Source organism: uncultured Cyclobacterium sp., assembly GCF_963976465.1.
Lineage (GTDB): Bacteria > Bacteroidota > Bacteroidia > Cytophagales > Cyclobacteriaceae > Cyclobacterium.
The window spans coordinates 1-6,592 of the sequence record NZ_CAXBOC010000339.1; the positions used below are offsets into that span (position 1 = coordinate 1).

Consider the following 6,592-nt stretch of genomic DNA (forward strand, 5'->3'; position numbering starts at 1 on the left):
CTACTAATAGATCAAGTGGGAAAGGAAATGGTACAATTTATCCAAGTGTAAATAATGGGATTACTTTTTGCCAGGGAAGTTTTGCCTCAATGGGAACCAGTACTGAGCAAGTAAATATTCCTGAAGCCATCAAGTATTTTGGAAAAAGAAATGTCATCCACTTTGTACATTTTCGGGATGTAATTGGAAACAAAAACAACTTTGAAGAAACCTTTCATGATGCAGGAAAGACGAATATGTTTGCAGTAATGCAAGCTTATCGAGACATTGGATTTAAAGGCCCAATGCGACCTGATCATGTACCTACTATGGCCGGAGACAGTAATGACAAACCGGGTTACAGTACCATTGGAACCCTTTTTGCCATTGGCTACATTAGAGGGCTTATGGAAGGAGTAGGGAAAAGTAAAAATTGATTCAATATTAGAATCATTCCTTCAAGTGAAAGATGTTATCAATAAAATCTCTTCAAGGTGATATGGCTAACACAATACCACCCTACAATGGCTTCATTCAATTGATAACCAAACACCTACTTCAGTGGTCTTTTTTCATTTTTTAAAGTAATTAATTAAAATTGTCACTATGAATCGTTGGTTAAAAATTGTCCTCTTAATTTTTGCGGGAATCCTGTTATTTCTATTGGTATTTGGAATGTATCAATTTCGGGACAGGCACAAAGGCTATGACCTGAACCTCTCTTTACATAATGAAGAAAATGCCGAATTAAGTGCCGGGTTTGCTATCGCTGATATCAGCCCGGGAGGTTATGATACCTGGCAGGATGTAAATGGTGATGCTGAATACAATGAAGAGGATGGGGATTATTACAACGACCTCAATCAAAATGGGAAATTTGATCCTATTTGGCTGGCAGGATTTCAACAAAATAGGCCTGCCTCAGGAATCAACGATCCTTTGTCGGCAAGATCCATGGTATTGGATGATGGACAAATAAAATTAGGCCTTTGTGTCATTGACATGATTGGCTTTGGAAATGATGAAGTAATATCCTTAAGAAAAAAGATCCTTGAACGAATAGATTTGGATCACCTGATTATCACCAGTACACATGTGCATTCTTCTCCTGATATGATGGGCATGTGGGGACCCGATCCATTTACCAGAGGAGTGGATGAAAATTATAAAGCCCTCGTTTTTGAGGGAATCACAAAATCTGTATTGGAAGCTTATGAAAACCGAAAACCCGCTTACCTAAAATTTGCCATTAATGAAAGTGATGCCGCTCCTTTGGTTGGAGATACCAGAGCACCCAAGGTCTATGATGCGGCCATTAGGCTTATGCAGGTAATGGAAAAGAGGACAGACCAAACCTTAGGAACAATCATGAACTGGGGCAACCACCCTGAGACACTCTGGGCAGATAACACCCTTATCAGTTCCGATTTCCCTCATTATTGGAGGGAATATATGGAAAAAGGCATTGTTTACAATGATTCTGTTTACCATGAAGGCCTGGGAGGCGTTTCTATTTTTCTTAATGGGGCATTGGGAGGCTTGATGACAACCAGACCAAGTGACCCTGTGGTTCACCCCTATTCACAGGACAGCTTAAAAGCTGCAACTGTAGAAAAAATCGATGCCCAAGGATTGGCCTTGGCCAAAATTAGTTTTGAAACCATGGCTAAAGGAATGGATACGGTGTACCGGAGCAACTTGGCAATCCGTGCCAAAACGGTACCATTGCCTATGACAAATAAATTATTCAGGTTGGCCTCTTTTATTGGGGTATTTGATAGGGGGTTTATGTCTTGGGGAAATGTGAGATCTGAAGTAAATGTATGGAAACTAGGCCCTGCTACTTTCGTACATATACCTGGAGAATTGTACCCGGAAATCCTTAACGGTGGTGTAGAGGCACCGGAAGGTGCTGATTTTGGCATTGCCCCCATAGAAGTGCCCGCCATTAAAAGCATGATGCCCGGCCAATTTAAATTCTTTAGTGGCATGGCCAATGATATGATTGGCTATATTGTACCCAAAAGTCAATGGGATGAAAAGCCTCCATTTACCTATGGTCGAGAGACTGCCCCTTATGGGGAAGTAAATTCTCTGGGGCCCGAAACGGCTCCAATCCTTCACAGGGAGACTTTAAAACTACTGGATGACTTATCCAAAACAACCACTATCTTAAAGAAAAATTAATCATACCCAATCCGATGAATAGCAAAGCCACCTCAGTTGAAGACTATCTCAAAGAAATTCCTGATGATAGAAAAGAAGCATTTTATAAATTAAGACAAACGATTGTTTCCAATCTCCCCAAAGGATTTGAAGAAACCATGAGTTATGGTATGATTGGCTATGTTGTGCCCCATTCAGCCTATCCTGCAGGCTACCACTGCAACCCTAAACTCCCCTTACCTTTTGTAAACATTGCCAATCAAAAAAGTTACCTGGCCTTGTACCATTCCTGTATTTATGCAGATGGGGATCTGATGAGCTGGTTTAAAGAAGAATTCCCAAAACACAGTAAGGCTAAATTAGATATGGGTAAGAGTTGTATCCGCTTCAAAAAAATGGATCAAATCCCCTATGATTTAATAGGAGAATTAATAGCAAAGGTGAGTATGCAGGAATGGATCAGCACTTACGAAAAGAGTATAAAAAAATAGGGTTGGAGAAACTCCAACCCTATCTTCATTAATTAAAGCCTAAGGCTTATTATTTTTTAGCGATGTATTCCAACAAGTCCACAACTTTATTAGAATAACCCCATTCGTTGTCATACCAAGCTACCAATTTTACAAATGTATCATTCAATTGGATTCCTGCACCAGCATCGAAAATTGAAGTTCTTGCATCTCCAATGAAGTCATTAGAAACTACTGCATCTTCAGTATATCCCATAATGCCTTTCAATTCACCGTCAGCAGCTTCTTTCATTTTAGCACAAATCTCTTCATAAGTAGCTCCTTTTGAAAGCCTTACAGTAAGATCTACTACAGAAACGTCAGGAGTTGGAACCCTGAAAGACATACCTGTAAGTTTTCCATTCAATTCCGGAATTACTTTTCCTACGGCTTTAGCAGCTCCTGTAGAAGAAGGGATAATGTTTTGTCCGGCTCCTCTACCACCTCTCCAGTCCTTCATTGAAGGTCCGTCAACAGTTTTCTGAGTAGCAGTGGTAGCATGAACAGTAGTCATAAGACCTTCTTCTATACCCCAGTTGTCATTCACAACTTTGGCTAAAGGTGCAAGACAGTTGGTTGTACAAGAGGCATTTGAAACAAATACCATATCAGAAGTGTAAGTTCCTTCATTTACTCCCATTACGATCATTGGCGTATCGTCTTTAGAAGGAGCTGACATCACTACTTTCTTGGCACCGGCATCAATATGACCCTGTGCTTTTTCTTTGGTTAAGAATAAACCGGTAGATTCTACTACATACTCTGCGCCAATATCAGACCATTTCAAATCCGCAGGATTTCTTTCAGAAGTTACTCTGATCGCATTCCCGTTTACAACTAACTGGCCATCTTTAACTTCAACATCACCTTTGAAAGGACCGTGAGTTGAATCATATTTTAGCATGTAGGCCATATATTCTACATCAATTAAGTCGTTGATGCCCACAATTTGAACATCTTCTCTTTCTTGTGCAGCACGGAATACGAGTCTTCCTATCCTACCGAATCCATTGATACCTACTTTAATTTTTTCCATAATGTTGATTGTCTATTCTATGGTTTAAAAGATTACTATTTTTTGCTGTTCACCGCTTTGGAAATAAAATGAAGTTCTAGTGCTGAACAATTCAAAATTAGCCAATTGGTCTATTTGATCTTTCCTTCCGAAATTTTCAATGGTCAAATTTATAAAAATTAAATTTATCATTGAAATTTTGTTTTTGAATAGTTTAAAAAACTTATCAAATAACCGGCAATCCTATCGTTCTGAAAATTTATATTAATTTTGACTTTCACTTCAATTGCTTTATGGAAGAATTAGATCAAATGCAGATCAATTTTGGAGAGGATTCCTTATTTTTAATGAACGTTTCTCTGGCCGTTATTATGTTTGGTGTCGCCCTTGAAATTAAACTTTCGGATTTCAAATATTTATGGTCGCATCCCAAATCATTTTTACTTGGCATTACCTCCCAATTTCTCCTGCTCCCATTTCTAACATGGGTTTTGGTTCTGTTTATCCAACCAAGTCCCAGTGTAGCCTTGGGCATGTTCTTAGTAGCAGCCTGCCCCGGTGGCAATATTTCAAATTTTCTCACCAATTATGCACGCGGCAACAGCGCACTCTCGGTTAGTCTTACGGCTTTCGCCACATTAAGTTCTATTGTACTCACTCCTTTTAATTTCGCACTATGGTCCGGGCTTTATTCTCCTGCTGCCCTCTTATTAAAAAGCATCAGTCTAAATTACAGTGATGTTTTTGAGACTGTAGCACTTATTCTCGGCATTCCCTTGATATTAGGGATATATGTCAACAAGAAGAAGCCTTTTCTGGCCGAAAAAATTGCAAGCCTTCTCAAACCTATAAGTGTGGTAATCTTTATCAGTATTGTCATTATCGCCTTTTATAGCAATTTCGATCTTTTTATTAAAGTCATTGGATGGATTTTCGGTTTGGTTTTGATGCATAACCTTGTAGCTCTAGGCTCAGGCTTTAGCTTGTCTAAAGTCTTCGGTTTAACCCTTGAAGACACCAAAACCCTTACCATTGAAACCGGAATTCAAAACTCCGGACTGGCCCTGGTTTTGATTTTCAACTATTTTGATGGCTTAGGAGGAATGTCCATTATTGCCGGATGGTGGGGCATTTGGCATATCGTTTCAGGCCTTACCATCGCTAGCCTATGGAAAAAATACAATTATGTGGCAAAGGTTGTTTAATTCCCTACTCAAGCGGTTGGTGAAAACTGCCTTATGGTTTTATTTTTCAGAAATTGAAGTCGTTGGAAATTGGAAGCCTTATAAGCACAGGCCCACCCTTATAATTGCCAACCACCAAAATGCCTTATTGGATGCTTTATTGATCGCAACATTCATCGACCTAAAGCCTTATTTTCTCGCAAGGGCATCTGTTTTTAAAAACCCCTTGATTGCCAAAATTTTGGCCTTCATGAGAATGGTACCTGTATATAGAATCAGAGATGGGTTCGGGACAATTTCCGGAAACAATAAAAGCTTTGCCCTTTGTAAGTCCATCTTGAAAAAGAACGGTAAAATATTGATTTTCCCGGAAGGAAATCATTCCTTAAAACGTCGGATTAGGCCCCTTAGTAAAGGTTTTACACGAATAGTAGCTGCAACTTTAGCTGATGATCCTTCTTTTGATTTGATTATCCTTCCCATAGGTCTAAGCTATCAAGCCCACCAAAAATCAGGCTCTAAAGCCTTGCTGGAAATTGGAGCACCAATATCTGCTAAGGATTATTTTGGAGAGGAAAGAAAATTGGTTAAGCAATCAAAAAAGGCACTAGAATGCCTAAGCTTACATTTACCTGAAGAAAATTACGACAATTCCATTAAACATATTCTCCAATCAGATGTAGACATCACCAAGTGCAGAGGAAATACGGTAATGAATTCCAATGAGGAATTAAAGCCTGCCTCCAAATGGAAAAACGGGCTATTTAAAATTCTTCATCTTCCCCATTGGCTGGTATGGAAATGGATAGAGCGTAAAGTAGAAGACCCTGTATTTTATGGGACGATTAAATTTTGCATTGGGTTGGTTGGCATTCCACTTTATTACCTTGGCCTATTGATTGTGTTCTCCAAGCTTTTCTCTACAGCCCTAGCCTTAATTTGCATCTTAATATTGTCATTGGTTCTTAAAATGAATAGTAATCATTACAATATTGATGAAGAAAAATTGATCAAATAGTAAGTATATTTTTTTAATCACTGTTAATGGCGAACCGCCTAAACTTGAAATATTATCTTCTAATAAGGCTTTCCTTACACGGTAAAGATGCTTATTATGGGACACCTTTAAAATTTTTCATACTACTGCTGAACCAATTGACAAATAGCTGCTTGTTCAAACAAAGAATAGAGGTATATTTGACCGCTGCTGTATTTTTTGAATTAACTAAGGAATTTTAGCAGACCTATTAACAAGCACATGGAATATAAGCGGCTCTTAAAAAACAACAAAGATTGGGTTAAAAAAAAACTGGGAAGTGATCCGGATTTTTTCAAGAAGCTAACCAAGGAGCAAAAGCCTTTACATTTATTTATTGGTTGCAGTGACAGCAGGGTGACGGCCGAAGAACTGCTGGGCGCGGATGCCGGTGAGGTATTTGTACATAGAAACATTGCCAATTTAGTACCAAATAACGACAATAATTCGGCTTCAGTTATTGAATATGCCGTAGGTCATTTGAAGGTAAAGCATATTATTGTTTGTGGCCATTATTTGTGTGGTGGTATTGCTGCTGCACTGGAATCAAAGGACTTGGGTATATTAAATCCTTGGCTAAGAAATATAAGGGATGTTTACCGCTTACATTTTGAGGAATTAAATGCCATTACCGATGAAACCCTAAGATACAATCGTTTGGTGGAATTGAATGTTGAAGAACAGTGCATCAATGTTGTTAAAA

General features: G+C 38.7%; 7 protein-coding genes. 6 read left to right on the top strand and 1 reads right to left on the bottom strand.

The features are described 5' to 3' along the window. The 3 genes from AAC037_RS17185 to AAC037_RS17195 form a co-directional block, all read left to right on the top strand. Nucleotides 1-416 (top strand): mannonate dehydratase (locus AAC037_RS17185; protein ID WP_339904284.1); only part of this gene is annotated, 416 nt, incomplete at its 5' end. A gap of 169 nt (nt 417-585) precedes the next feature. Beyond that, a complete protein-coding gene (locus tag AAC037_RS17190; RefSeq protein ID WP_339904286.1) occupies nt 586-2,166 on the top strand; it encodes a hypothetical protein in 1,581 nt (526 codons plus the stop codon). A 14-nt stretch (nt 2,167-2,180) separates the two neighbouring features. Next, nucleotides 2,181-2,636: a DUF1801 domain-containing protein gene (locus AAC037_RS17195; protein WP_339904288.1), complete on the top strand. Its 456-nt coding sequence runs from the start codon at nt 2,181-2,183 to the stop codon at nt 2,634-2,636. Nucleotides 2,637-2,685: 49 nt separating this feature from the next. On the opposite strand, the gene gap is transcribed toward AAC037_RS17195, so the two are convergent. After that, nucleotides 2,686-3,690, bottom strand: coding sequence for a type I glyceraldehyde-3-phosphate dehydrogenase (gap, locus tag AAC037_RS17200; RefSeq protein WP_339904290.1), 1,005 nt, complete (start codon nt 3,688-3,690; stop codon nt 2,686-2,688). A 272-nt stretch (nt 3,691-3,962) separates the two neighbouring features. Between gap and AAC037_RS17205 the strand changes: the two genes are divergently transcribed. The 3 genes from AAC037_RS17205 to AAC037_RS17215 form a co-directional block, all read left to right on the top strand. After that, nucleotides 3,963-4,874, top strand: coding sequence for a bile acid:sodium symporter family protein (locus AAC037_RS17205; protein ID WP_339904292.1), 912 nt, complete (start codon nt 3,963-3,965; stop codon nt 4,872-4,874). Then, nucleotides 4,855-5,871, top strand: coding sequence for a 1-acyl-sn-glycerol-3-phosphate acyltransferase (locus AAC037_RS17210; RefSeq protein ID WP_339904294.1), 1,017 nt, complete (start codon nt 4,855-4,857; stop codon nt 5,869-5,871). Before AAC037_RS17205 ends, AAC037_RS17210 begins: the two co-directional genes overlap by 20 nt. Nucleotides 5,872-6,111: 240 nt before the next feature. Further along, the coding region (locus tag AAC037_RS17215; protein WP_339904296.1) for a carbonic anhydrase at nt 6,112-6,592 on the top strand (481 nt) is incomplete at its 3' end.